Origin of the sequence: Burkholderia sp. WP42 (genome assembly GCF_000745665.1) — a bacterium.
GTDB classification, from domain to species: Bacteria; Pseudomonadota; Gammaproteobacteria; order Burkholderiales; family Burkholderiaceae; genus Burkholderia; species Burkholderia vietnamiensis.
Genome location: NZ_JQJT01000018.1, coordinates 133106 through 159001, shown reverse-complemented (window position 1 = coordinate 159001; position 25896 = coordinate 133106). Strand labels below are relative to the sequence as shown.

20 protein-coding genes and 1 pseudogene are annotated in these 25896 nt (G+C 70.9%); 11 read left to right on the top strand and 10 right to left on the bottom strand.

Features of this window, described 5'->3' with window-relative positions; translation table 11 throughout:
- The 9 genes from xylB to EX20_RS11715 all read left to right on the top strand — a co-directional run bounded on the left by xylB (position 1) and on the right by EX20_RS11715 (position 11829).
- Positions 1–1479, top strand: coding sequence for a xylulokinase (gene xylB, locus EX20_RS11755; RefSeq protein WP_011880505.1), 1479 nt, complete (start codon positions 1–3; stop codon positions 1477–1479).
- Between the two features lie 86 nt (positions 1480–1565).
- A complete protein-coding gene (gene xylF / locus EX20_RS11750) occupies positions 1566–2594 on the top strand; it encodes a D-xylose ABC transporter substrate-binding protein (protein ID WP_014726158.1) in 1029 nt (342 codons plus the stop codon).
- Between the two features lie 71 nt (positions 2595–2665).
- Positions 2666–4225, top strand: coding sequence for a D-xylose ABC transporter ATP-binding protein (gene xylG / locus EX20_RS11745; RefSeq protein WP_011880503.1), 1560 nt, complete (start codon positions 2666–2668; stop codon positions 4223–4225).
- Positions 4222–5421 (top strand): sugar ABC transporter permease, encoded by a 1200-nt coding sequence (locus tag EX20_RS11740; RefSeq protein WP_034193637.1) that lies wholly within the window; start codon positions 4222–4224, stop codon positions 5419–5421. Before xylG ends, EX20_RS11740 begins: the two co-directional genes overlap by 4 nt.
- Before the next feature lie 121 nt (positions 5422–5542).
- Positions 5543–7039: a sensor histidine kinase gene (locus tag EX20_RS11735; protein ID WP_034193636.1), complete on the top strand. Its 1497-nt coding sequence runs from the start codon at positions 5543–5545 to the stop codon at positions 7037–7039.
- Complete coding sequence (locus tag EX20_RS11730; protein ID WP_034193635.1) at positions 7024–8409, top strand: sigma-54-dependent transcriptional regulator; 1386 nt, start codon at positions 7024–7026, stop codon at positions 8407–8409. Before EX20_RS11735 ends, EX20_RS11730 begins: the two co-directional genes overlap by 16 nt.
- Positions 8410–8683: 274 nt before the next feature.
- Complete coding sequence (locus EX20_RS11725; RefSeq protein WP_014726155.1) at positions 8684–9229, top strand: hypothetical protein; 546 nt, start codon at positions 8684–8686, stop codon at positions 9227–9229.
- A gap of 13 nt (positions 9230–9242) precedes the next feature.
- Positions 9243–10547: an MFS transporter gene (locus EX20_RS11720; RefSeq protein WP_034193677.1), complete on the top strand. Its 1305-nt coding sequence runs from the start codon at positions 9243–9245 to the stop codon at positions 10545–10547.
- A 37-nt stretch (positions 10548–10584) separates the two neighbouring features.
- A complete protein-coding gene (locus tag EX20_RS11715; protein WP_034193676.1) occupies positions 10585–11829 on the top strand; it encodes an arsenic transporter in 1245 nt (414 codons plus the stop codon).
- 62 nt (positions 11830–11891) lie between these two features.
- Here EX20_RS11715 and EX20_RS11710 read toward each other — a convergent pair whose 3' ends face one another.
- Positions 11892–12794, bottom strand: coding sequence for a LysR family transcriptional regulator (locus tag EX20_RS11710; RefSeq protein ID WP_014726152.1), 903 nt, complete (start codon positions 12792–12794; stop codon positions 11892–11894).
- A 100-nt stretch (positions 12795–12894) separates the two neighbouring features.
- On the opposite strand from EX20_RS11710, the gene EX20_RS11705 reads away from it, so the two are divergent.
- Positions 12895–13770, top strand: coding sequence for an aldo/keto reductase family oxidoreductase (locus EX20_RS11705; protein ID WP_034193634.1), 876 nt, complete (start codon positions 12895–12897; stop codon positions 13768–13770).
- A gap of 258 nt (positions 13771–14028) precedes the next feature.
- Here the strand turns inward: EX20_RS11705 and EX20_RS11700 are convergent, their stop codons facing one another.
- Positions 14029–14433 carry a cupin domain-containing protein gene (locus EX20_RS11700; protein WP_011880494.1) on the bottom strand — a complete coding sequence of 135 codons (405 nt, stop codon included), beginning with the start codon at positions 14431–14433 and terminating at the stop codon, positions 14029–14031.
- Positions 14434–14826: 393 nt separating this feature from the next.
- On the opposite strand from EX20_RS11700, the pseudogene EX20_RS11695 reads away from it, so the two are divergent.
- Positions 14827–15492 (top strand): annotated as a pseudogene (locus tag EX20_RS11695) (substrate binding domain-containing protein); the annotation flags it as partial.
- A 9-nt stretch (positions 15493–15501) separates the two neighbouring features.
- Here EX20_RS11695 and EX20_RS32500 read toward each other — a convergent pair.
- The 8 genes from EX20_RS32500 to EX20_RS11660 all read right to left on the bottom strand — a co-directional run bounded on the left by EX20_RS32500 (position 15502) and on the right by EX20_RS11660 (position 25891).
- Positions 15502–15672, bottom strand: coding sequence for a hypothetical protein (locus EX20_RS32500; RefSeq protein WP_014726148.1), 171 nt, complete (start codon positions 15670–15672; stop codon positions 15502–15504).
- Entirely contained in the window at positions 15669–16628 is a 960-nt protein-coding gene (locus tag EX20_RS11690; protein ID WP_034193633.1) for a DUF72 domain-containing protein, read from the bottom strand. Before EX20_RS11690 ends, EX20_RS32500 begins: the two co-directional genes overlap by 4 nt.
- A 127-nt stretch (positions 16629–16755) precedes the next feature.
- Entirely contained in the window at positions 16756–18714 is a 1959-nt protein-coding gene (locus EX20_RS11685) for a phosphatase PAP2 family protein (RefSeq protein WP_034193632.1), read from the bottom strand.
- Between the two features lie 163 nt (positions 18715–18877).
- Positions 18878–20464 (bottom strand): methyl-accepting chemotaxis protein, encoded by a 1587-nt coding sequence (locus EX20_RS11680; RefSeq protein ID WP_034193674.1) that lies wholly within the window; start codon positions 20462–20464, stop codon positions 18878–18880.
- A gap of 130 nt (positions 20465–20594) precedes the next feature.
- Positions 20595–22115: a GGDEF domain-containing protein gene (locus EX20_RS11675; RefSeq protein ID WP_034193631.1), complete on the bottom strand. Its 1521-nt coding sequence runs from the start codon at positions 22113–22115 to the stop codon at positions 20595–20597.
- A gap of 218 nt (positions 22116–22333) precedes the next feature.
- Positions 22334–23806, bottom strand: coding sequence for an NAD-dependent succinate-semialdehyde dehydrogenase (locus tag EX20_RS11670; RefSeq protein ID WP_034193630.1), 1473 nt, complete (start codon positions 23804–23806; stop codon positions 22334–22336).
- Between the two features lie 106 nt (positions 23807–23912).
- Positions 23913–24404 carry an Lrp/AsnC family transcriptional regulator gene (locus EX20_RS11665; protein ID WP_011880485.1) on the bottom strand — a complete coding sequence of 164 codons (492 nt, stop codon included), beginning with the start codon at positions 24402–24404 and terminating at the stop codon, positions 23913–23915.
- Between the two features lie 86 nt (positions 24405–24490).
- Positions 24491–25891 carry an aspartate aminotransferase family protein gene (locus EX20_RS11660; protein WP_011880484.1) on the bottom strand — a complete coding sequence of 467 codons (1401 nt, stop codon included), beginning with the start codon at positions 25889–25891 and terminating at the stop codon, positions 24491–24493.
- Between the last annotated feature and the right edge of the window lie 5 nt (positions 25892–25896).

The window sequence follows — 25896 nt, the reverse complement described above, 5'->3', positions numbered from 1 at the left end:
ATGTACATCGGACTCGATCTCGGCACGTCGGGCGTGAAGGCGGTGCTGCTCGACCGCGACGGCGCGGTGCGCGCATCCGCCAGCCACGCGCTGACGGTGAGCCGGCCGCATCCGCGCTGGTCCGAACAGGCGCCGGGCGACTGGTGGGACGCCGCATGCGGCGCGCTCGCGGCGCTCGTCGCCCACGCGCGCGCGGCCGGCATCGACGCGCGCGACATCGTCGCGCTCGGGCTGACCGGCCAGATGCACGGCGCGACGCTGCTCGACGCGCACGGCGACGTGCTGCGCCCCGCGATCCTCTGGAACGACGGCCGCGCCGACGCGGAATGCGCGGAGCTCGAACGCGCCGCACCGACGCTGCGCGCGGTGGCCGGCAACATCGCGATGCCGGGCTTCACCGCGCCCAAGCTGCTGTGGGTGCGCCGTCACGAGCCGGACGTGTTCGCGCGCATCGCCCACGTGCTGCTGCCGAAGGATTATCTGCGCTACCGGCTGACGGGCGCGTTCGCGACCGATGCGTCGGATGCGGCCGGCACGCTGTGGCTCGACGTCGCGAAGCGCGACTACGACGACACGCTGCTCGCCGCGTGCGGACTGTCGCGCGCCCAGATGCCGACGGTGTTCGAAGGCAATCGCGTGACCGGCACGCTGCTGCCGGCGGTGGCCCGCACGCTCGGCCTGCGCGAGATCCCGGTGGTGGCGGGCGGCGGCGACAACGCGGCCGGCGCGGTCGGCGTCGGCATCGTGCGGCCCGGCGATGCGCTGCTGTCGCTCGGCACGTCGGGCGTGTACTTCGCGGTGTCGGACGGCTTTCGCGCGAACCCGGAGTCGGCCGTGCACAGCTTCTGTCACGCGTTGCCCGACACGTGGCATCTGATGTCGGTGATGCTGAACGCGGCCGGCTGCATCGACTTCACCGCGCAACTGACCGGCTACGAAGGCGTGGCGGCGCTGCTCGCCGACGCGGAAGCGAACGCGCGCGACGCGCGCCCGTGGTTCCTGCCGTATCTGAGCGGCGAACGCACGCCGCACAACGACGTGAACGCGAAGGGCGTGTTCTATGGGCTCACGCCCGACACGCGGCGCGCCGATCTGGCCAATGCGACGCTCGAAGGCGTCGGCTTCGCGCTGCTCGACGGCATCGACGCGCTGCATGCGGCAGGTCTCGCGCCCGAGCACATCACGGTGATCGGCGGCGGCTCGCGCAGCGCGTACTGGACCCAGATGCTCGCCGACCTGAGCGGCCGCGCGCTGACGCTGCGCGAGGGCGGCGAAGTCGGCCCGGCGCTGGGCGCCGCACGCCTCGCGCAGCTTGCGTGCGAGCCCGCCGCGTCGCTCGACGACGTGTGCCCGCAGCCGCCGGTGGTCGCGGTGCGCGAGCCGGATCGCGAGCGGCACGCGTGGTATCGCGACGTGCGGCGGCCGACGTTTCGCGCGCTGTACCGCGCGCTCGAACCGGTGTTCGCGACGGGCGCATGACGCGCCCGGCGACGACTCGATGCGGGCGGCCCGTTCCGACGGCCGCCCGGCGTTCGTAAGGTGGTTCCATAACAAGGAGTGGAGACATGCAATCCGTGACGCGTCGTACCGTATTGAGTTCGCTTGCCGGCGCCGCTGCGCTGGCGATCCTCGCACTGGGCGCACCGCTCGCGCATGCGAGCAAGGACAAGCCCGAGATCGGCTTCTGCATCGACGATCTGCGCGTCGAGCGCTGGTCGCGCGACCGCGACTATTTCGTTGCGGCGGCAACCAAGCTCGGCGCGAAGGTGTCGGTGCAGTCGGCCGATGCGAGCGAGGAGCGGCAGATTTCGCAGATCGAGAACCTGATTTCGCGCGGCGTCGACGTGATCGTGATCGTGCCGTTCAACTCGAAGACGCTCGGCAACGTCGTCGCCGAAGCGAGGAAGGCCGGCATCAAGGTCGTGTCGTACGACCGGCTGATCCTCGATGCGGACGTCGACGCCTACATCTCGTTCGACAACGAGAAGGTCGGCGAACTGCAGGCGCAGGGCGTGTTCGACGCGAAGCCGAAGGGCAACTACTTCCTGCTCGGCGGCGCGCCGACCGACAACAACGCGAAGATGCTGCGCGAAGGGCAGCTCAAGGTGCTGAAGCCGGCGATCGATCGCGGCGACATCAAGGTGGTCGGCCAGCAATGGGTGCCCGAGTGGAGCGCCTCGACCGCGCTGCGCATCGTCGAGGACGCGCTGACCGCCAACAACAACAAGATCGATGCGATCGTCGCGTCCAACGACGGCACCGCCGGCGGCGCGATCCAGGCGCTCGCCGCCCAGCATCTGGCCGGCAAGGTGCCGGTGTCCGGGCAGGACGCGGATCTCGCCGCGGTCAAGCGCGTGATCGGCGGCACGCAGACGATGACCGTCTACAAGCCGCTGAAGCTGATCGCGAGCGAAGCCGCGAAGCTCGCGGTCGATCTCGCGAAGGGCACGAAGCCCGCGTTCAACGCGCAGTACGACAACGGCAGGAAGAAGGTCGATACGGTGCTGCTGCAGCCGACGCTGCTCACCAAGCGCAACGTCGACATCGTCGTGAAGGACGGCTTCTACACCCAGGCGCAGCTGGCGAGCCAGTAACGGCGCGCGCGGCGCGCTGCACGCGGCCGGCCCTGTGCGCGGCCGCGTGCCGATTGCGAGGCAATGAACGTATGACCGAACCCTTGCTGACGATGCGCGGCATCGTCAAGGCATTCGACGGCGTGAAGGCGCTCGACGGCATCGACCTGACCGTGCGCCCCGGCGAATGCGTCGGCCTGTGCGGCGAGAACGGCGCCGGCAAGTCGACGTTGATGAAGGTGCTGTCGGGCGTGTATCCGCACGGCACGTGGGACGGCGAGATCCGCTGGGAAGGCGCGCCGCTCGTCGCGTCCGGCGTGCGCGACACGGAACGCGCGGGCATCGTGATCATTCACCAGGAGCTGATGCTCGTGCCCGAGCTGTCGGTCGCGGAGAACATCTTCCTCGGCAACGAGATCACGCTGCCGGGCGGCCGCATGCACTACGCGGAGATGGTGCGCCGCTCGGAGGCGCTGCTGCGCGAGCTGCGCATCGACGCGATCAACGTCGCGCAGCCGGTGATGAACTACGGCGGCGGCCACCAGCAGCTGATCGAGATCGCGAAGGCGCTCAACAAGCGCGCGAAGCTGCTGATCCTCGACGAGCCGTCGTCGTCGCTGAGCGCCGCGGAAACGCGCATCCTGCTCGACATCGTGCGCGACCTGAAGCGCCGCGGCGTCGCGTGCGTGTACATCTCGCACAAGCTCGACGAGATCGACGCGGTGTGCGACACCGTGACCGTGATCCGCGACGGCCGCCACGTCGCGACCGAGCCGATGCGCGCGCTGAGCACCGACCGGATCATCTCGATGATGGTCGGGCGCGACATCGGCAACCTGTATCCGCGCGAGCCGCACGAGATCGGCGAGGTCGTGCTCGAAGCGCGCAACGTGACCTGTCACGACGTCGCCAACCCGCGCCGCAAGCGCGTCGACGACGTGTCGTTCAGCGTGCGGCGCGGCGAGATCCTCGGCGTGGCCGGGCTGGTCGGCGCGGGCCGCACGGAGCTGATGCAGGCGATCTTCGGCGCGTATCCGGGGGCGAGCACGGCGACCGTGCGGATGAACGGCCGGCCGCTCGCGATCCGCTCGCCGGCCGATGCGATCCGCGCGGGCATCGCGATGGTGCCCGAGGATCGCAAGCGTCACGGGATCGTGCCGCAGCTCGGCGTCGGCCACAACATCACGCTGTCGGTGCTGCGCCGGTTCGCCACGCGCGGCCGGATCGACGCGGCCGCCGAGCTCGACGCGATCCGCACCGAGATGCAGCGGCTGTCGGTGCGCGCCGCGCATCCGTTCCTGCCGATCGCGAGCCTGTCGGGCGGCAACCAGCAGAAGGCGGTGCTCGCGCGGATGCTGCTCGCCGACCCGCAGGTGCTGATCCTCGACGAGCCGACCCGCGGCGTCGACGTGGGCGCGAAGGCCGAGATCTACCGGCTGATCTTCGCGCTCGCGCGGCGCGGCGTCGCGCTGATCGTCGTGTCGTCGGAGCTGCCGGAAGTGCTCGGGCTCGCCGATCGCGTGCTGGTGATCGGCGAAGGCGAGCTGCGCGGCGATTTCGCGAACGACGGTCTCACGCAGGAACAGATTCTCGGCGCCGCGCTGAAGCCCGCGCGGCGTCCGGCCGAACCCATTGCAGCGAGTGCGACATGAATACCGAACTTTCCTCCTCTTCCGCCGTGCCGCCGGACGCCGACGCGCGCCGCCTGCGCGGCCATCCGCTGCGGCAGATCTTCGTGCGCTACAAGGTGCTCGCGCTGCTGTTCGCGGTCGTCGCGATCTGGGCGTTCTTCTCGGTGCTGACCGACGGCGCGTTCGTCACGCCGCGCAACGTGTCGAACCTGCTGCGGCAGATGTCGATCACCGGCATGCTCGCGTGCGGGATGGTGTTCGTCATCATCGCCGGCGAGATCGACCTGTCGGTCGGCTCGCTGCTCGGGCTGCTCGGCGGCGTCGCGGCGATCCTCGACGTCAACCGCCACTGGCCGGTGGCCGCGACGGTGCCGGCGGTGCTCGCGCTCGGCGTGCTGGTCGGGCTGTTCAACGGCTGGTGGTCGACCTATCGGCGCGTGCCGTCGTTCATCGTCGGGCTCGGCGGGATGCTCGCGTTCCGCGGGATCCTGCTCGGCGTGACCGGCGGCTCGACGATCGCGCCGGTGTCCGACGGCTTCGTGTTCCTCGGCCAGGGCTATCTGCCGCGCGCGGTGGGCGACGGCCTCGCGGTGCTGTTGTTCGCGCTCGTCGCGCTGCTGGTCGTGCGGCAGCGCGGCACGCGGCGCCGCTACCGGCTCGCGGTCGTGCCGCCGTGGCAGGACGTCGCGAAGGTCGTCGGCGCCGGCGCCGTGCTGTTCGCGTTCGTCGCGACGCTCGATCGCTACGGCGGCATTCCGGTGCCGGTGCTGCTGCTGCTCGCGCTGCTCGGCGCGTTCTCGTGGATCGCGACGCAGACGGTGTTCGGCCGGCGCATCTATGCGGTCGGCTCGAACCTGGAGGCCACGCGCCTGTCCGGCGTCGACACCGATCGCGTGAAGCTCGCGATCTTCGCGCTGATGGGGCTGATGTGCGCGTTTGCCGGCATCGTCAACACCGCGCGGCTCGCGGCCGGCTCGCCGTCGGCCGGCACGATGGGCGAGCTCGACGCGATCGCCGCGTGCTTCATCGGCGGCACGTCGATGCGCGGCGGGTCGGGCACCGTGTACGGCGCGCTGATCGGCGCGCTCGTGATGGCGAGCCTCGACAACGGGATGTCGATGCTCGACGTCGACGCGTACTGGCAGATGATCGTGAAGGGCGCGGTGCTGGTGCTGGCCGTGTGGATCGACGTGGTGTCGCGCTCGAACCGGCGCTGACGGCGCGGGCGCGTCGGCGGGGGCCCGACGCGCCAGCCCGGCCCGGCCCGCGCCTGGGTGGTCGGCAGGCTTTACGCTATCCTGTCGCGATCGCCTTTTCGCCGGAACCCCGCCGGACCCCATGAAGCGCCCGTCGTTTTCCAACCAGCTCGTGATGTTGTGGGCACTCGTTGCCGTGCTGTGCGCGACGCTCGTCGCGCTCGTGTGGATCGTCACGCGTTCCGCCGCGAGCGAGCAGGTCGCCGATGCGCGCACCCAGGCCGCGGCGGCGTGTACAGCGGTCGCGTCGCGCTACGCGGGCGCGGGCTCGCCGCCCGGCGCGCAACCGGACGCCGAGCGGATGCACGCCGTCCTCGACATCGTGCTCGCCCGCACGCCGGACGTCGAAGGCGGCTTCTGGACGCGCAGCGGCGCCGACGCCGACGGCCGCTTCGTCGCGTATGCGTTTCCGACCTATCAGGGCAGCGGCATCAAGCGCGACGTCCCGGAGGCCGAAACGCCGCTGATCGTGCGGACGCTGCGCGCGAGCGCGGCGATCGGCATCGCGTCGACCAGCGTGGTCGAAGGCGCGCAGGACGCGGTCGTCGCGGCCGCCTGCCCGGTGCCCGGCATGCCGGGGCTGTTCGCGTGGATGCTGACCCGCGCGCATCCGCCGCTCGGCCGGCATGGCGAGTTGCTCGCGACGGCGCTGGCGGCGGTGCTCGCGGTCCTGCTCGTGATCGCGGCGGCGCTCGCGTTCGCGCTGCGCGGCTGGAACCGCAAGCTCGGCCGCATCGAGGCGGCGCTGTCGACCGAGGGCCGCGACGCGCAGCTGCCGCGCGTGGGCGAGCCCGATCTCGACCGCATCATCGACGCGTTCAACGCGCGCACGCGACGGGCCGAACGCCTGCAGCAGCAGGCCGGCGAACTCGGCGCGCGGCTCGTGCAGGCCGAGCGCTTCGCGATGCTCGGCAAGCTGGCTGCACAGCTCGCGCACGAAATCCGCAATCCGATGGGCGCGATGCGGCTGAAGGCGGAGAATGCGCTCGCCGGCGACGTGAGCCGGCAGCAGGAGGCGCTGCGCATCATCCTCGCGCAGATCGCCCGCATCGACGCACAACTGTCGGGCCTGCTCGCGCTGACCCAGCCGGTGAGCCCGCACGCGACGCGCGTCGATATCGACACGTGGCTGCCGCAGGTGGTCGATGCGCATCGCGAGCTCGCGCAGCGGCAATCCATCGCCGTGACGTGCACGCCCGACGGGCGGGGCGAGCGCTTCGCGGCGCCCGCCGACGGCCCGGCGTTCGACGCGGAGCAGATGCGCCGTGCGCTCGACAACCTGCTGCTCAACGCGCTGCGCCACGCGGGCGACGGCGGTGCGGTCGCGGTCGCGGCCGCGCGCTCGACGGCCGACGGGCGCGCGATGCTCCGCTTCACGGTGTCCGATACGGGGCCAGGCGTTCCCGACGCGCAGCGCGAGCGGATCTTCGAGCCGTTCGTGACGGGCCGGGCGGACGGCACCGGCCTCGGCCTCGCGGTCGTGCGCGAAGTGGCCGCGGCGCACGGCGGCCGCGCGTGGGTCGACACGACGCCGCGCGGCGCTTCCTTCGTGATCGAGATCCCATGGCAAGCATCCTGATCGTCGACGACGACGCCGCATTCCGCGACGGCCTCGCGGAAACCCTCGGCGATCTCGGTCATCGGGTCGTCGAGGCCGCATCCGCGCGCGCGGCGCTCGCGACGCTGCGCGACGGCGCGCGCGTCGATTGCGTGTTCCTCGACTTCCGGCTGCCGGACCTCGACGGCCTCGCGGTGCTCGCGCAATTGCGCGACGACCCGGCGCTCGCCGCGATTCCGGTCGTGATGCTGACCGCCCATGCGACCAGCGACAACACGATCGACGCGATGCGGCTCGGCGCGTTCGATCATCTGACGAAGCCGGTCGGGCGGGACGACATCGCGCGCCTGCTCGAGCGCATCGTGTCCGCGCATGCGCCGCTGCCGGCCGGCGACGCCGAACCGGCCCGGTTCGCGGGCGAGAGCGCGTCGGACCGGCCGCGATTGCTCGGCGCGAGCGCCGCGATGCGCGATGTGCAGAAGCAGCTCGGCCGCGCCGCGACCAGCGACGCGACGGTGCTGATCACCGGCGAAACCGGCACCGGCAAGGAAGTGGCCGCGCGCGTGCTGCACGCGGCGTCGGCGCGGCATGCCGGGCCGTTCGTCGCGGTGAACTGCGCGGCCGTGCCGGCCGAGCTGCTCGAGAGCGAACTGTTCGGCCATCGCCGCGGCGCGTTCACCGGCGCGCATGCGGATCGCGCGGGGCGGCTCGTCGAGGCCGACGGCGGCACGTTGTTCCTCGACGAAATCGGCGACATGCCGGCCGCGATGCAGGCGAAGCTGCTGCGCGCGCTGCAGGAGCGTCAGGTGACGCCGCTCGGCGCGGACCGTCCGACGACGATCGACCTCCGCGTGGTGGCCGCGACGCACCGCGACCTCGCGGCCGCGGTAGCGAACGGCACGTTCCGCGAAGACCTGTTCTACCGGCTGAACGTGATCCCGCTGCATCTGCCGCCGCTCGCCGAGCGGGTCGCCGACATCCTGCCGCTCGCCGCGCATTTTCTCGAGCGCGCGGCCGGCGCGCGTGCGCTGCATCTGACCAACGATGCGCAGCGCGCGCTGCTCGCGCACCGCTGGCCCGGCAACGTGCGCGAACTGCGCAACGTGATGGAGCGCGCGGCTGCGCTCGCGCCCGGGCCCGCGATCGGCGCGGCCGATCTCGCGCTCGGCGTGGCATCAGCGCCGGCGTCGGCGGCGCCCGACGACGCGCTGCCCGCGTACCTGTTCGATCTGCCGCTGCCCGATGCGCTCGCGACGGTCGAGCGTGCCGCGATCCTGCGCGCATTGGCGCTCGCAAACGGCAATCGCGCGCAGGCGGCGCGGCAGCTCGGCATCGGCCGTCAGTCGCTGTACGCGCGGATGGCGAGCCTCGGCATCGAGCGCGACGACTGAACGGCGCAGCGGGTGTCGGGTTTCCCGACACCGACCGGCTGCTGCTGTCCGTCTTTCCGACACCTGGGGCGTGACCGCCGCGATCGCCGCACGGCCGCGCGGGCCCGTGCGCACTGGCACGGCGTTTGCAAAGAGAGGCGGACCGCAACCCGTCGTCGCGGTCCGTCACGCCTCCGTCGCCGCGCGTTCGACGCTGCGCGCCGCCCGGCCGCCGCAGCGTGTGCCGCGGCCCTCGGTGCGACGCCTGCGGCGACACCCCGATGAGGACCCCACGATGCACTGGATCGATCCGGCGTGCCTGCCCGAAACGCGCGGCCGCGTCACGCAGTTCCTGCTCAACCCGCATGGCGAAGTCGACGGGCTGATCCTCGACGGCCAACTGCAGGTTCATGTGCCGCCGCATCTCGGCCGCGCGCTGGTACGGCACGTCGCGTGCGGTGATCGCATCCGCGTGCGCGGCGTCAAGCCGCGCGGCGCCGACATGGTGTCGGCCGTGCAGCTGACCGCTCGCGACGGCGCCGAGCTGGTCGATACCGGGCCCGGCCCCGAACCGCACGCGCGGCCGCATCCCGCACGCGAGCCGATCGACGTGTGCGGCCAGATCGCGTTCGCGCTGCATGGCCCGCGCGGCGAGTGCAACGGCGCGCTGCTGACGAGCGGCGCGGCGCTGCGCATGCCGCCGCACGCGGCCGCCGAACTCGCCGACTACCTGCGTCCCGGCACGCACGTACAGGTGTGGGGCGACGCGGTCGTCACGCCGCACGGCACGACGATCGACGTCGTCGAGATCGCCGAGCTCGTCGATGCGCCGGCCGACTGAACGCGTGGCGACCATGCGACCGGCGCGCCCGCTCGAGGCGCTCAACTTCTTCATCGCCGACGTGCAGGCCGGGATCGGCCCGTTCGCCGGCGTGATCCTGCTGTCGCGCGGGTGGAGTGCCGACGCGATCGGCTCCGTGATGACGCTCGCCGGGCTCGCGGCGATGGCCGCGACGCCGGCCGCCGGCGCGCTCGTCGACGCGCTGCGCGCGAAGCGGCTGCTGATCGTCTGTGCGACGGCCGCGACCGCGCTCGCGTCGATGACGCTGCGTTTCGCCGACGGCTACGCGGCCGTCGCCGCATCGCAGGTCGTGGCCGCCGTGTGCGGCGCGGCGCTCGCGCCGGCCATCGCCGGCATGACGCTCGGCATCGCGCGCAGACAGGGCTTCGACCGCCAGTTCGGCCGCAACCAGATGGCGAATCACGCCGGCAACGTGGTCGGCGCCGCACTCGCCGGCTGGCTCGGCTGGCACGCGGGATTCGATGCCGTGTTCGCGCTCGTCGCCGCGTTCGCGGTGCTCGCGATCGCGAGCGCGTGCGCGATTCCGGCGCGGGCGATCGACCATGCGTGCGCGCGCGGCCTCGCGATGCCGGACGACGCAGCCGGCCGCGCGCGCGGCGAGCCGGCGTCGGATCGTGGCCGCTCGGGCGGCGGCGCGGCGCCGCCTGCGCGCGCGTGGCGCTCGGTGGCCGCGAACCGGCCGCTGGTGCTGCTCAGCGCGTCGCTCGCGCTGTTCCATCTCGGCAACGCGGCAATGCTGCCGCTGTACGGGATGGGCGTCGTCGCCGCGCACCGCAGCGATCCGAGTGTGTTTACCGCGCAGACCATCGTGATCGCGCAATGCGTGATGATCGCGGCGGCGTGGTGCGCGCCGCGGCTGATTCGTGCGCACGGATACTGGTGCGTGCTGCTGCTGTCGTATCTGGCGCTGCCGCTGCGCGGCGTGCTCGCGGCCGCGCTGATGAGCGAGGCCGGCGTGTGGCCGGTGCAGATCCTCGACGGGATCGGCGCCGGCCTGCAAAGCGTCGTCGTGCCGGCGCTCGTCGTGCGCCTGCTCGACGGCACGGGCCACGTGAACGCCGGGCAGGGCGCGGTCGCGACCGTGCAGGGCATCGGCGCGGCGCTCAGCCCGGCGCTCGGCGGCGTACTCGCGCAGCATTACGGTTATCCGGTCGCGTTCGTCGTGCTGGGCGCGGTGTCGACCGGTTCGCTCGCGCTGTGGCTCGGGTACGCGCGCTCGCTGCGCGCGGCGTGCGGCAAGCCGCCGGGCGGCGCGGACGGCGGTGAGCCGGCCGACTTGCCGATCGCATCGCGATGAGCCGCGCGTCGATGCATTGCTGCCGCCCGATATGCCGATGAATTCCGCTCCGTTCGCGTGGTCGATCGCCGCGCTCGCGACCGCCGGCGTGATCGTGCGGCCGTTCGGCTGGCCCGAGGCGATCTGGGCCGTGGCCGGCGCGGTGCTGCTGGTCGCTCTCGGCCTGTTGCCCGCCGACGCGGCGCTCGCGGCCGTGGCGAAAGGCGGCGACGTGTACCTGTTCCTGACCGGGATGATGCTGCTGTCCGAAGTCGCGCGGCGCGAGGGGTTGTTCGACTGGGTCGCGGCCCACGTCGTGAACGGCGCGCGCGGTTCGCCGCGGCGGCTGTTCGCGCTCGTCTATCTGGTCGGGACCGTCACGACCGTGTTCCTGTCGAACGACGCGACCGCCGTCGTGCTGACGCCGGCCGTGTTCGCGGCCGCGCGCCGCGCGAAGACGGACCCGCTGCCGCTGCTGTACGTCTGCGCGTTCGTCGCGAACGCGGCGAGCTTCGTGCTGCCGATCTCGAACCCCGCGAATCTCGTGCTGTACGGTGCGCACATGCCCGCGCTCGGCACCTGGCTCGCACGCTTCGCGCTGCCGTCCGTCGCGTCGATCGCGTGCACCTACGCGATGCTGCGCGCGACGCAGCGTCACGCGTTGCGCGGCCATTGCGCGCGCGATCTGCCGGTGCCCTCGCTGAGCGCGGGCGCGCGCATCGCGCTGGCCGGCATCGCGGCGACGGCCGCCGCCTTGATGATCGTGTCGCTGCTCGACCGGCCGCTCGGGTTGCCGACCGCGCTGGCCGGCGCGCTGACCGCGGCCTGTGTGCTGGCGCGCGATCGCGCGGCCTGCGGGCCGACGCTGCGCGCGATTTCGTGGAGCGTGCTGCCGCTCGTGGCCGGACTGTTCGTGCTGGTCGAGGCGCTCGAGCGGACCGGCGCGGTGGATGCGCTGGCGGCGCTGCTGCGCGCGCTGACGGCCGGCGGTACGGCGCATGCGGCGGCTGCGTCGGGCGTCGCCATCGCGCTGGCGTCGAACCTCGTCAACAACCTGCCGGTGGGGCTCGTCGCCGGCGCGATCGTGGGCGTCGCGCACAGCCCGCAGCCGGTGGTCGATGCGCTGCTGATCGGCGTCGATCTCGGGCCGAACCTGTCCGTCACCGGCTCGCTCGCGACGATCCTGTGGCTCGCGGCGATCCGGCGCGACGGGCTGCAAGTGAGCGCGGGGAAGTTTCTGGCGATCGGCGCGTGTGTGATGCTGCCGGCGCTCGTGGCGGCGCTGGCGGTGCGGCTTGTGTAGAGGTGGGGGGCTTGTGGGGCGGAAGGCGGGCGCGGGCGGGGACACCCGCGCCGCGTCATGCGCTACGCTGCGTCGGCCTTGATGAAGTCGACGAAGGCGCGCAGCGGCGCGGGCACGAAGCGCCGGCCCGGATAGTACAGATACGGGCCGGAGAACGGCCGCCACCACGCGTCCAGCACCGGCTCGAGCGCGCCGCTCGCGAGCTGCGGCGCGAGCCAGTCTTCGTACAGGTGGACGATGCCGACGCCCGCGCATGCGGCGTCGACGACGAGATCGACGGCGCCGCCGATCTGCACGACGAGCGGCCCCGACGGCTCGACGCGCACCACTTCGCCGTCGCGCTCGAACTCCCAAGCCGGCATCGCGCCGCTCGCGAAGCGGCCGCGCAGGCACGCGTGGTCGAGCAGCTCGCGCGGATGGGCCGGCCGGCCGCGCCGCGCGAGATAGGCGGGCGCCGCGGCGGTCGCGAAGCGCTGGGAGCGCGGACCGATCGGCACGGCGATCATGTCCTGTTCGAGGCGGTCGTCGTAGCGTATGCCGGCGTCGCAGCCGGCTGCCAGGATATCGACAAAGCTCTCGTCCGCGACGATGTCGAGCCGGATCTCCGGATACGCGTCGAGAAAGCGCGGGATGATCGACGGCAGCACGAGCCGCGCCGCGCTGGTCGGCACATTGAGCTTGAGCGTGCCGACCGGCCGCTCGCGGAACGTGTTCACCACGTCGAGCGCGGCCTGCACCTCGCTCAGCGCGGGCGTGAGCCGCGCCAGCAGACGCTCGCCGGCTTCGGTCGGCGACACGCTGCGCGTCGTCCGGTGCAGCAGCCGGACCCCCAATTGCGCCTCCAGCCGGCGCACCGCCTCGCTGAGCCCCGACGCGCTCGCATCGGCCAGCCGCGCGGCCTCGCGGAAGCCCTTCGCGCGCGCCACCGCCACGAACGCGTTCAGATCGCCGAGATCGACTTGCATTGTTCGTCCTTTCGTACAGGTCGTGCAGATTATGACGGGTTATCGCGCAGTGCGAGGCGGCGTAACCTGCGTTCTGTCATTCGAAAACAGGAGCACGATCATGTCCCCCATCGTTCAATCGGGCACGTTCGCCATCGCCGGCCGGCGCGTTCACCGTCTCGGTTACGGCGCGATGCAGCTGGCCGGGCCCGGCGTGTTCGGGCCGCCGAAGGATCGCGACGCGGCGCTCGCGGTGCTGCGCGAAGCCGTGGCGGCGGGTATCGACCACATCGACACCAGCGACTTCTACGGCCCGCATGTGACGAACCAGCTGATTCGCGACGCGCTGCACCCGTATCGCGACGATCTGCTGATCGTGACCAAGGTCGGCGCGATGCGCGGCGACGACGGGTCGTGGCTGCCGGCCTTCTCCGCCGACGCGCTCGCCGCGGCCGTGCACGACAACCTGCGCAACCTGGGCCTCGACGTGCTCGACGTCGTCAACCTGCGCATCATGTTCGACGTGCACGGGCCGGCCGAAGGCTCGATCGAGGCGCCGCTGAGCGCGCTCGCCGAACTGCAGCGGCAGGGCCTCGTGCGGCACATCGGGCTGAGCAACGTGACGGCAGCGCAGATCGCCGAAGGGCGGCGGATCTGCGACATCGCGTGCGTGCAGAACCACTACAACCTCGCGCATCGCGACGACGATGGCCTGATCGACGCGCTCGCACGCGACGGCATCGCGTACGTCCCGTACTTTCCGCTCGGCGGCTTCAACCCGTTGCAGTCGTCGACGCTCGACGCGGTCGCCGCGCGGCTCGGCGCGACGCCGATGCAGACCGCGCTCGCGTGGCTGCTGCGCCGCGCGCCGAACATCCTGCTGATTCCGGGCACGTCGTCGGTCGCTCATCTGCGCGAGAATCTGGCCGCCGGCGCGCTGACGCTGCCGGACGATGCGATGCGCGAACTCGACGGCATCGCGGCGGTGCGCGGCTGAGGCGGGCGGGGCGGTTGGCGGGGCTTGCTGCGGGAGGTGCTGCGCGAGGTACTGCGTGCGGCAGCGTGCGGCAGCGTGCGCCCGAAGCGCCGGCCGCCCGAGCCGCGACCAGCTCGCGGTGCCGCGTGCGCGTACCCGCGTGCTGGATACATATGATGTCCGCGGTAACGGGACGCGCGTTCGCTGCGGGCGCGCGCTATCGAACCGCGTGCACCGCCCGTCGCGCGCTGGCTTGCGCTGCCCGCGACGCGCGCGAATTCAGCGCGGCTGCGGCTGACCGAGCTGCTCGTCGAGGGTGCGCGTCAACGGCGACTGCACGTCGCCGGTGTGCTTCGTCTGCACGGGCTCGATCAGCACGATCCAGCATTCTTCTTCGGCGATCGGGTTGTGCAGCGTGCCGCGCGGCACCACGTGCATCGAGCCGGCGGGCAGATCGACGACGCGGCCGCCTTCATACTCGATCTTCAGGTGCCCGCGCACGACGAAGAACAGCTCGTCTTCGCCGACATGGTCGTGCCACACGAGCCGGCCGCGCACCTTCGCGACTTTGACGTACTGATCGTTGACCTGCGCGACCACCTTGGGCGACCAGTATTCGGATACGTCGTCGAATGCGGCTTCGAGATCGAACGATTCGGCGAACGGAACGGCGGGGAGGGTCATCTCGTCTCCAGAGGCGAAGGGTGTTGCTCGGAATGGGAAGTGCTGCGTCATCGCGCGCGAACGCGGCGAAAGGTCCGATTATAGGGAGGCCGTCACGCGGCTGCTTGGGTCGCGAATGCGGCGATGTGGGGTGGTCGATGCGCGGGGCGTTTTGCCGTGATGGCGGCGATCGCGCCCATCGCGGTGGTGGATCGGTCGCGGCGATCGCCGCGAACCGGCTGCCGATGACGACCGGCTCGACAGCGTTCAGCCGCATCAGACCACCCGCACCGCGTCGCAGCACGGCGCATCGCCTTACCGCGCATCGCATGCCAGCGCGTCCCGGCGTATCGCCGCATCGGCGCAGGCGCTAGCGCGCCAGCACCGCCCCCAACGCTCCCCACTCACCCAGCCAGCGCCGCCGCGATCGCGTCGGGCGGCGAGCGGCCGCGCGGCCGGCTGCGCATCAGCGCGCCGATGCTGTTCTCGCAGTTGGCGATGGGCAAGCTCGTCGCGACGTTCGCGTTGAAGTATCCGGAGGTGCGACTGGAAGTGACGACCGACGACCAGCCGGTCGACATGATCGAAGAAGGCTACGACCTCGTGATCCGCGTGAACCCCGACCCGGACGCAACGCTGATCGGGCGCGTGTTCCTGCGCGACCGGCTGGCGGTCGTCGCGACGCCGGCGCTCGCGCGGCCCGGCGACGGCGCGGCCGCGCCGGCCGTCGTGCGCACCGCGGACGACCTGCGCACCGCGTGGGACGTGATCGGGCCGGCCGGGCCCGCCCGCATCGCGTTCGAACCGGTGGCGCGGCTGTCGTCGCTGGTGATGGTGCGCGATACGGTGCGCCTCGGGCTCGGCGCGGCGTGCTTGCCGGTGTCGCTCGTGAGCGGTGACCTCGCGGCCGGCACGCTCGTCAGCTGGGGCGACGTGCCGGGGCCGGACATCGCGTTATGGGCGCTGTATCCGTCGCGGCGGCTGTTGAGCGCGCGCGTGTCCGCGTTTCTCGCGCATCTGTCCGATGGGTTTCCGTCCGCGAGCCCCGACGCGCTTGCCGCCTATCTCGACGCCGCGTGACGCGCGCGCCTAGGTGCGATCGCGGCTGCGCGCGCGGGTGGCGCCCGTGATCACCGCGATGCCGAACAGGATCACGGCGACGATCTCGACGACATGCTGCGACACGTGCAGCGCGATCAAGCCCCACGCGACGCCGCCGATGAAAATGATCCATCCGACCAGATAGATGAGCAGGGTCATCGTTCTTCTCCTTGCGGTTGCGATTCAGCCTGCGGCGCGCTGTCTTCTGCGGCGGCCGCGTCGTGCGCCCGCACGCCGAGGCGCGCCATCAGGCGCCGCGCATCGAACGGCGCGCGCGTCTTCGTATCGTTGTCGAAGTAGCAGTAGACGGCGCGCGCATGCGCGCGCGGCGGCGCGAGGTCCGGTGCGGCGAGGCGCGCGTCGGCCGGCTGCGCGCCGCGGCTCCACGTTTCGATGCGCTGCGCCCAGCGGTCGAGCGACTCGTCCGAGTACTCGCCCGAATATTTGGTCTCGGTGCCGTGCAGCCGCATGTAGACGAAGTCGGCGCTCAGGTCCTCGAACTGCGGCCACGGTTCCGTCGAATCCGACACGACCAGCGCGACCGCGTGCCGGCGCAGCAGCTCCACGAACGCCGGGTCGACGAAGCTCGCGTGACGCACTTCGATCGCGTGACGCAATGCGCGCTTGCGGTCGATCTCGAGATAGGGCGTCCTGACCCGCCCGTCGTGCCGTTGCGCGAGCGCCAGCGCCGCTTCGGTATCGTGCGGCAGCAGGCCCAGGAAGTGTTCCATGTGGTCGGGGTCGAATCGCAGCGACGGCGGAAATTGCCAGAGGAGCGGGCCGAGCTTGTCGTTGAGCGCAAGCAGCCCCTGCGCGAAAAAGTTCGCGCACGCGACCGTCGCGGTATCGTCGCGAAACCGCAGCATGTGGGTCAGATAGCGTGCGCCTTTCACCGCGAACGTAAAACCGGGCGGCGTTTCGTCGTACCAGCGCCGCCAGCTAGCGAGCGATTGCAGGCTGTAATGCGTGCCGTTGATCTCGATCGTCTGCAGCCGGCTCGCTGCGTAGCGCAACTCGTCGGCCTGCTTCAGCCCTTGCGGGTAGAAGGTGCCGCGCCAGCCGGCGTAGCGCCAGCCGGAAATGCCGATATGGATGCGCGCTGATGGGCTCGTCACGTCGATACCTCGGAGATGCCGTGGATCGTGTCGCGACGAGCAAGGCGCGTGCCGGCCGGTATGAAATGGGGACCCGCACACAGCGTGCTCGCGACGGCCGCGCGGCACGCTGAGGCTGGACCGCCGATCAGGACGCCGACAACATCACCGACACGCCCGTAGCCGTATAAACCGGCGTTGCCTTGAAGCCGTCGACCGTCACCGTCGCGAACTTCGCGGCGAGCGCCCCGCCGTCGATCAGCGCGATCGTGTCGCCGGCCTTCGGCGCATAGCCGTTCACGAACTTCACGTGAAGCGTGCCGCCGGCGACGGTGAGCGGGCCGCCGACGCGCAGGCGGCCGCCGCCGTGGCCGTCGACGTCGAGTTCGAGCGTCGTGTTCGCGAGCTGCGTGTAACGCGTCGCGATCGTGACCGGCGCGGCCGCCGCGATCCGGACGCCGCCGCCCGCGCCGACGTACACGTCGCCGTTGCCGAACGCGCTCGCGGACGCCGCGGCGAGCGTGCCGCCGTTCACCTGCGTGCCGCCCGTGTAGCTGTTGTTGCCGGCGAGCGTCAGCGTGCCGGTGCCTTGCAGCGTCAGCTTGCCGGCGCCGCCGATGTCGTTGCGCCACTGGTCGGCCGCGTAGAAGCCGCCGCGCGACGCGTCCATCGACACGACCACGTTGCCGTTGAACGTGCCGTAGCCGTCGGCCGCGGTGAACAGGTTCAGGCGGCCCCAGCCTTCCGCATCGTCCATCACCGGGTAGCCCGACGGCAGCTCGGTGGTCTTCAGCACGACCCGCCGCTGGTCCGCGCTCAGGTACGGGAAGCGCGTCTGCAGCAGCACCTCGGCGCCCTTGGGCACGACGGGCGGCGCGTCGGTCGATTCGATCGCGCCGAAGCCGAACGTCAGGCGGCGCAGGAACGCGGCCCGGTTCGCGGTGTAATCGGCGAACCGGTCGGTCGCCGTGGTGCCCGAATGCGCGAACGCGGCGAACGTCGCGTCGGTCGTTCCCGTGAGCTGCTGCAGCGCCTGGTGCGCCTGGCCGTACGCGGCCTGCGCGTCGCTCGCGTAGGCGGTCAGGTTCGCCGCGCTGATGGCCAGCGCGAGCATGCGGCCGCCGATCACGTCGAGCGGCGAATGCATGCCGGCGAGGATCCGGTTCTCGCCGAGTTCGAGGCCGCGGCTCACCATCTCCTGGAAGCGCTCCGGCACGAGCCACGCCATCGTCGTCGCGTCGCGCATCGCTTCGGCCTCGTGGCCGCTGATGAAGCCGCCGTCGGTGGCGGGCGTCGCGCTTTCGGCGGGCACGAGCGTCGGCGCGACGGCGACCGCGGCGCTCCAGCGGTACGGACGCGCATATTTATAGAAGCGCTTCGACGGTTCGGTCGACGCGTTGGTGCCCATTTCGTTGAGCAGATCGACGACCTTGCCGAAGTTCGCGTTGGTGCTGCTGCCGACGCCGGTGTTGTTGCCGGCGTCGTTGTACAGCACCGTGGTCGCATCGGCCGGCACGCTGGTGATGCTGGTCGTCTGCTGCGCGGCCGTGCGCCATGCGTCGGTGAGCGGGCCCATTCCGTCGGTCACGCTGTAGCCTTTGCCGCGCCGGTCGTCGAAGTAGGCCGCATCGGCCTGCTGCTGCGTGCGTGCGGTCGTTGCGTCGACCACGTATTGAACGTTGGCGGCGAGCACCGTGCCGTTCAGAATCGTGCCGCACGGCGTGCCGCTGCTGGGCAGGCCCGAGCACGTCGACGCCACCACGGCCGGAAACGCGCCGTTGGCCGGCGCGTTCACGCCCGCGTCGACGATCATCGTCGACGGCTGCCACAGATCGAGGAAGCGGCTCACGACCCGCACCGCGGCGTTGGTCGACAACGTCGCATAGCGCGCGTCGCCGCGCTGGTTGGTCGCGATGTTGTCGACGAACGCCGGTACGCTCGGCACCGGTGCGCTGTCGACGAAGCCGGGGTCGGCCGGCGGTGCCGGCATCGCGGCGCTGGTCGCCGGGGTCGATGCGACGTCGTCGCCGCCGCCGCAGGCGGCCAGTGCGAGCGCGCTCGCGAGTGCTGCGACGTGCAGCGGAAAACGGCGGGGTGACACGATCATGCGGACTCCATCCTGAAGGTCGAAGATGGCGGATTGTCGAGCGCGATCGTGACGCGGCCGTTAAGGAATTGTTGCGCGTCGCGGTCGACGCGGCCGAATGCTCACTATTTGGTGAATTCGTGCTGCAAAACGTTTGCGGCCAGTATGAACCGGCCGCGTGCGGCTACGCGTGGGCTGCGCTCTCATCGAGTCGAAACAGCGCGACTGCGTTGGCCAGCTGGCTGCCCTGTTCTTCGAGCGATCGGGATGCGGCGGCCGCTTCCTCGACGAGCGCGGCGTTTTGCTGCGTGACTTCATCCATCTGTGTGATCGCCAGCGTGACCTGCTCGATGCCGCGGCTTTGCTCGCTGGACGCCGCCGCGATCTCGCCCATGATGTCCGTGACCCGCGCGACGGCCTGCGTCACCTGGCTCATCGTGTCGCCCGCGTGGTTCGCGAGGCGCGATCCGTCTTCGATCTTCTCCACCGAATGCGAGATCAGCTCGCGAATTTCCTTCGCGGCGCTCGACGAGCGCTGGGCGAGGCTTCTGACCTCGCTCGCGACCACTGCGAAGCCGCGCCCTTGCTCGCCGGCGCGGGCCGCCTCGACGGCCGCGTTCAGCGCGAGGATGTTGGTCTGGAACGCGATGCTTTCGATGATCCCGGTGATATCGGCGATCTTGGCCGAGCCGGCGCTGATGTCGGTCATCGTCTCGACCATCGATCCGACCGCGACGTTGCCGCGCTGTGCGACTTGCGACGCGTTGTCGGCCAGCGCTCTGGCCTGCTGGGCGTTGTCGGCGTTCAGCCGCACGGTCGACGTCAATTGCTCCATGCTCGACGCGGTTTCCTGCAGCGATGCGGCCTGCTGTTCGGTGCGGGACGACAGGTCGACGTTGCCGGACGCGATCTGGCTCGCTCCCGCCGCGACGTTGCTCGACGCGGCGCGGACCTGCGCGATCAGCCGCACGAGGTTCGCCTGCATTTCGTGCATCGACGCCAGCACGCTGCCGCGCGGTGCGGCGGCGCTCGCGGCGTTGCCGGCGAGGTCGCCGGCCGCGATGCGCTGCGCGATGCCGTTGAGCATCACTGGTTCGGTGCCGAGCGAGCGGACCAGGTCGCGCGCGATCGCCCAGCCGGCCACCATCGCGCCGACCGCCGCGGCGAGGCAGATGGCGATCTGCAGCAGCCGTTGCGACGTATAGCGGTTGCCCGAGTCGGTCACGAGCTGCGCGGCCCGCTCGCGCGAATAGGTCGCAAAGGCGTCGGTCGCGGCGACGAGCCGGACCAGCAGCGGGCGGCACTGTTCGTCGATCATCGTGATCGCCTGATCGCGCCGGTTGTTCACGGCGGCATCGACGATCGCGCGCGCGACGGGCCCGTAGCTGGCCTCGACCGTGTCGATCTGTCTGACGAGTTCGCGCGCCTTGTCGGTCGCGTCGGTGCCCGGGCCGACGGCGAGCCGCAACTGGCGAAGCAGGGTGCCGACGTCGCGGTCCGCCTGCAGCGCCGCCTCCTTTTCGTGTTCGACGTCGGCCGCGGAGCCTGCGAGCACGATGTTGCGCGCGGCGATTGCGCGCCGGTCAACCGCGACGTGCACGCGGTCGGCGAGCGTCGCGCGCGCGTTGATGCCGTTCACGTAGTCCGAGAACCTCCCATGCGCGCGGCTGAGGGAGACGATGCCGAGCACCGACACCAGCAGCACGACGCAGGTCAGAACCCCGAACGCGAGCATCAACTTCGCGCGAATGGTCAACGGCTTGTTACTCATCTTGCACATCCTGTCATGTAATTCGATAGCGTTCCGGATGGCGCGCACGGTACATGAAGGATATGGGGGTGTGAATCGCCCAATCGTTTGCGGGTCGCGTATGCTCAAACGAACGATCGAAGCGGTACGGTCAAGCCGGTTGCGCAAACGATTTCGCGTCCGCGCGGCACACGCAATTGCGGCCCTGGCGCTTCGCCGTGTAGAGCGCGAGGTCCGCGTGATGCGACAGCGCCTGCACGGACTTCGGGTGGCCGCGATGCGCGGTCGCGCAGCCGATGCTGACCGTGAACGCGGGCATCGTCGCGTCGAATCCGTCGAGGCAGTTGCGCTCCACCGCGCCGCGAATCGCTTCCGCGACGGTCGCCGCGCCGCTTTCGTCAGTATCGGGCAGCACGGCGACGAATTCCTCGCCGCCGTAGCGCGCGGCCAGATCGCCGCGCCGTCGCGTATGGGCGCGGATGCATTCGGCGAGAAAACGCAGCGCGGTATCGCCTTGCGCATGGCCGTAGCGGTCGTTGTACTGCTTGAAGTGATCGGCGTCGATGAACAGCATCGACAGGCTGCCGTCGTTGCCGCGCTGCAGGCGCTGCCATTCGTCGGCGAGCGCTGCGTCGAGCGCGCGGCGATTGTGCAGGCCGGTCAGCGGATCGGTGCGGGTGAGGTCGGTGAGCAGCGTCTGCTTGCGCAGGTTGTCGCGCAGCGCGAACGCGAGCAGCCACATGACCGCGCAGAACAGCGCACCGATCACGGACGCCGACACGCCGACCTTCCATGACAGCCGCGTGATGTCGGCCAGCACGTCCTGTTCGGCCGGCGCGACCACCGCGATCAGCGGCGTGCCCGGCACCTGCTGGTACGTATACAGTCGCAAGGTCCCATCGATGCTCGAGCGCGCCGCGTAGAAGCCCGATTCGTGCTGCACCATCCGTTCGAACGCCTTCGAGCGACGCAGGCGCACCATCTGGCCATCGCTCAGCGGCGGGTTGCGCGCGAGTATCGTGCCGTCGGCGCGCAGGATCGCGCTGATGCCGTGGGGCCCGACGTTCAGGCGCGACAGCAGCCGGTCGAAATACGCGAGGTCGATGGCGACCACCGCGATGCCCTCGAACGTATGGTCCGGCCGCTCGATGCGGCGCGACAGCGCGATCGATTCGGTGCCGCCGCGCGAGCGCGCACGGTACGCCTGGGATACGTAGAGGCCGACGCTGTCCGAATCGCGATGGACCTTGAAGTAGTCGCGATCGCTGAAATCCCAGCGGTGCGACGGGCCGCAGCAGCCGTCGATCAGTCGTCCGTAGCGGTCGGTCACGCCCATGCCGGTCACGTATTGCGCGGCCGTGCGCTCGAACAGCAGATCATGGCGCAAGCCGGCATTCATGCGGGCCATCGCCGGGTTGCGAATATTGGTCGCGAGCGACGCGAGCGCGCTGTTCGACGTCTCGACGGTGCGTGCGACCTCGCTCGCGAGCACGGCGGCGACGTTGCGCGAGTTTTCCCGCGCGTGCTCCACGACCTCGCTGCGCGCGGCCCATAGCGTCGCCGCGCTGATGCCGAGCGCCGCGACCGACATCAGCGTGCCGAGCACGCCGACGGCGAGATGGTGGCGGCCGGCCCAGTCGGCAATTTTCTCGATCGAAAGAGTTGCAGGCATTGGTCGCGCTCGTTCCGGAAGCCGGCCGCGACTGACGCGGCCGGGTCAAATCCGTGTTAACGGCAGGACTGCCCAGAAATCGAGGCCGGCATGCGGGGCGATGATGGCGGCGGCGCAACCGGCTATGGGCCGGCTGCGGCCGTTTATGCGATGCGATCGTGACAATCGCGGCAATCGTCGCGCTGGTTGCGCTTGGCGAATCGGCGCCGCCCAACCGATCAGTCGAGCCCGCCCTGGCACAGATACTTGATCGACAGGTAGTCGTCGAGGCCGTACTTCGAGCCTTCGCGGCCGTAGCCCGACTCCTTCACGCCGCCGAACGGCGCGGCCTCGCTCGCCAGCGCGCCTTCGTTGATGCCGACGATGCCGGTTTCGAGCCGCGCCGACACGCGTGCGATGCGCCGCACGTCCTGCGTGTAGAAATACGCGGCGAGCCCGAACGGCGTGTCGTTGGCGGCGTCGACGGCCTGTTCCTCGGTATCGAACCGGAACAGCGCGGCGACCGGCCCGAAGGTTTCCTCGCAGCTCAGCTGCATGTCGGCGGTCGCGTCGGCCAGCACCGTCGGCGCGTAGTAGTTCGGGCCGAGCTGCGACAGCCGCCTGCCGCCGGTCAGCACGCGCGCGCCGCGTTCGAGCGCGTCGCCGACGTGGCGCGCGATCTTGTCGACCGCGCGCGCGTTGATCATCGGGCCGATCTGCGCGGCCGGATCGGTCGCCGGCGCGACCTTCAGCGCGGCGACGCGCGCGGCCAGCTTCGCGGCGAACGCATCGTAGACGCCGGCCTGCACGTACACGCGGTTCGGCGACACGCAGGTCTGGCCGCCGTTGCGGAACTTGGCGGCCATCAGCCCGTCGACCGCGGCGTCGAGCTGCGCATCGTCGAACACGATGAACGGCGCATTGCCGCCCAGCTCCAGCGACAGCTTCTTCAGCGTCGCCGCCGATTCGCGCGCGAGCAGCTTGCCGACCGCCGTGGAGCCGGTGAACGTGATCTTGCGCACGCGGGCATCGGCGAGCCAGTCGGCCACCGCGTCGATGCCGCGCTCGCGCGACGCGGCGATCAGGTTCAGCACGCCGGGCGGCACGCCGGCTTCCATCGCGAGGAAGCCGAGCGCGAGCGCGGTCAGCGGCGTGTCCTCGGCCGGCTTCGCGACGACCGTGCAGCCGGCCGCGAGCGCCGGCGCGATCTTGCGCGCGATCATCGCGAGCGGGAAATTCCACGGCGTGATCGCCGCGACGACGCCGATCGGCTCCTTCACCGCGCTGAGCTGCTTGCCGCGCTGCTGCTGCGGAATCAGATCGCCGTAGGTGCGCGTCGCTTCCTCGGCGAACCACAGCACGTACGACGCGCCGTATGCGACTTCGCCGCGCGCTTCGGCGAGCGGCTTGCCCTGTTCCAGCGACATCAGCTTCGCGAGATCGTCGGTGTGCGCGACGATCGCCGCATGCCACGCGCGCAGGATCGCCGCGCGCTCGCGCGCCGGGGTGGCGCGCCACGCGGGTAGCGCGCGGGCGGCCGCATCGGTCGCGGCGCGTGCGTCGGCCGCGCCGCTGTCGGGTGCGTAAGCGATCGTGTCGAGCGTCGCCGGGTTGGTGACATCGAAGCAACGGCCATCGAGCGCGGCGCGCCAGCTGCCGTCGACGAGATTGGCGGTGCGAACGAGTTCGGTGCGTGACAGCGTAAGCGGCATGACAGGTCCTTGCAATGAGGCGAAACGGTTCGGCGCCGGCGGCGCGCGCGCAACGACCCGGCGCGGCCGGCGTGCTGCCGCGTTGGGGGCTGCTGCGCGCCCGCCGTCAGTGGCGTTCGCCGAACAGCGATTCGAGCGGGTAGTGCCGTTTGACGAACGGCGATTTGATGATCACGTAACTGAAATACTTCTCGATGCCGATGTTCTGCTCGAGCAGCCCTTCGACGATCGTCTGGTAATGGCTCACGCTGCGCGTGATGAACTTCAGCAGATAGTCGTAGCCGCCGCTCGCGAGGTGGCACTCGACGATTTCATCGACGTTGCGGATCGCCGCGACGAACCGGTCGAAGTCTTCGCGCCGGTGGTCGGCCAGCGTGACTTCGGTAAATACCACCTGCACGTCGCCGAGCTTCTCGAGCTGGATGTGTGCGCCGTAGCCGCCGATGTAGCCGGCCTTCTCGAGCCGCTTCACGCGGATCAGGCACGGACTGGGCGACAGCCCGACCGCATCGGCGAGCTCGACGTTGGTCATGCGACCGCGCTTTTGCAACTGGGTGAGGATGCGCAGGTCGATGCGATCCAGCTTGCTGTCCGTCATGTTCACGTGAGAGGGCAAAAATGGAATGTCCGGTTACTTTAGAGTCGAACGATGGCCGCCACAAGCCCGGCTTTCCCTCGTCCGGCTCAGGCCGGCTGCGCGTGGGCGGCGTCGAGCGCGCGTTGCACGCCCGGGTCGGCCAGCACGTCGTCGAGCGTCTTGCGCACGCGTTCGAACATCAGGTCGAATTCTCCCGCGGTGAAGCTCAGCGCCGGCGCGAAGCCGAGCACGCCGTCGCCGAACGCGCGAAACACCACGCCGTTCGCGTACGCGGCCGCGGCGATCTTGTCCGGCACGTTCAGCGCCGGGTCGAAGCGCGTCTTGCGCGCCTTGTCGGCCACCAGCTCGAGCGCACCGAGCAGACCGGCCGAGCGCGCGTCGCCGACGAGCGGATGCGCGCGCAGCGCGTCGAGCCCCGCGGCAAAGCGCGGCGCCTGCGCGCGGCCGTTCGCGAGCAGCCCGCCCTCGTGATAGAGCTTCAGCACCTCGAGGCCGATCGCCGCGCTGACCGGGTGCGCGGAATACGTATGACCATGGCCGACCACGGCCGATTCGGTACGGCTACCGGCGAGCCCCTCGTAGATTTCGTCGGACATCAGCACCGCGCCCATCGGCGCGTAGCCGGCGGTGAGCCCCTTCGCGACGGTCATCAGGTCCGGCTCGACGGATTCGGTTTCGCACGCGAACAGCGGGCCGGTGCGGCCGAAGCCCGTGATCACCTCGTCGGCGACGAACAGGATGCCGAGGCGCCGGCATGCGTCGCGCATCGCCTTCAGCCAGCCCGCCGGCGGCACGATCACGCCGCCCGAGCCCTGGATCGGCTCGCAGAAGAACGCGGCGACGTTGTCGGCGCCGAGCGCCGCGACCTTCGCCTCGAGCGCGGCGACCGAGGCGGCGATCAGCGCCTGCGGGTCGTCGCCGAGCGGATGGCGGTACGGGTAGGGCGACGGGATATGGTGCTGATCGGCGCGCGGCAGATCGAAATGACGGTGGAACGCGGGCAGCGCGGTCAGGCCGGCGCCGATCGACGACGAGCCGTGATAGCCGCGCTCGAGCGCGATCATCTGCTTCTTCGACGGGCGGCCGGTCGCGTTGAAGTAATGCGTGATGAAGCGCACCGCGGAGTCGACCGCGTCCGAGCCGCCGAGCGTGAAGTACACGCGGTTCAGCGACGGCGGCGCGAGCGCGGCGAGCCGCTCGGCGAGTTCGATCGCCGGCTGCGAGCCGAAATGGAAATAGCCGGTCGCGTAGGGCAGCTTCGCCATCTGCTCGGCGGCGGCCTTCACGATGCTCTCGCGGCCGTAGCCGACGTTCACGCACCACAGGCCCGAGAACGCGTCGAGCAGCGTATGGCCGTCGCCATCGCGCAGGAACACGCCGTCGGCGGATTCGAGCACGGTGACGCCGCGCGCTTCGTGCGCACGATAGTTGACGACGGGATGGATCAGATGTTGACGATCGGCTTCGATCAGCGCGGCTTGGTTCATGGCGG